The sequence below is a fragment of the Micromonospora sp. D75 genome (assembly GCF_018070405.1).
Lineage (GTDB): Bacteria > Actinomycetota > Actinomycetes > Mycobacteriales > Micromonosporaceae > Micromonospora > Micromonospora chalcea.
The window spans coordinates 1-457 of record NZ_JAGPXV010001196.1 but is presented as its reverse complement, the minus strand read 5'-3'; the positions used below and the strand labels follow the sequence as shown (position 1 = coordinate 457).

The window sequence follows — 457 nt, the reverse complement described above, 5'->3', positions numbered from 1 at the left end:
CCCCCGGCCACGCCGACTTTGGTGGCGAGGTGGAACGCGGCCTGGAGATGGTCGATAGCGTCATTCTGCTCGTCGACGCCTCCGAAGGGCCGCTGCCACAGACCCGCTTCGTGCTGCGCAAGGCATTAGCCAAGAAGCTGCCTCTCATCTTGGTGCTCAACAAGGTTGACCGTTCCGACGCTCGTATCGACGAGGTTGTCGAAGAAACCTACGACCTCTTCATGGACCTTTCCGACGACGACGATGCCTCCCTGCTTGACGTCCCGGTGGTCTACGCCTCCGCGAAAGCCGGACGCGCATCCCTCAACAAACCCGGGGATGGCGAGTTACCCGATTCCCCCGACCTACAGCCGCTGTTCGATTGCATTCTCGAGAACATCCCAGCCCCCACCTACGACGAGGGCGGGGTGCTGCAGGCCCACGTCACCAACCTCGATGCCTCCCCCTACCTTGGCCG

General features: G+C 62.8%; 1 protein-coding gene. It reads left to right on the top strand.

The features are described 5' to 3' along the window. Positions 1-457, top strand: a 457-nt coding sequence (locus KBX39_RS32835) for a GTP-binding protein (protein WP_247660841.1), incomplete at both ends; no start/stop codon positions are given.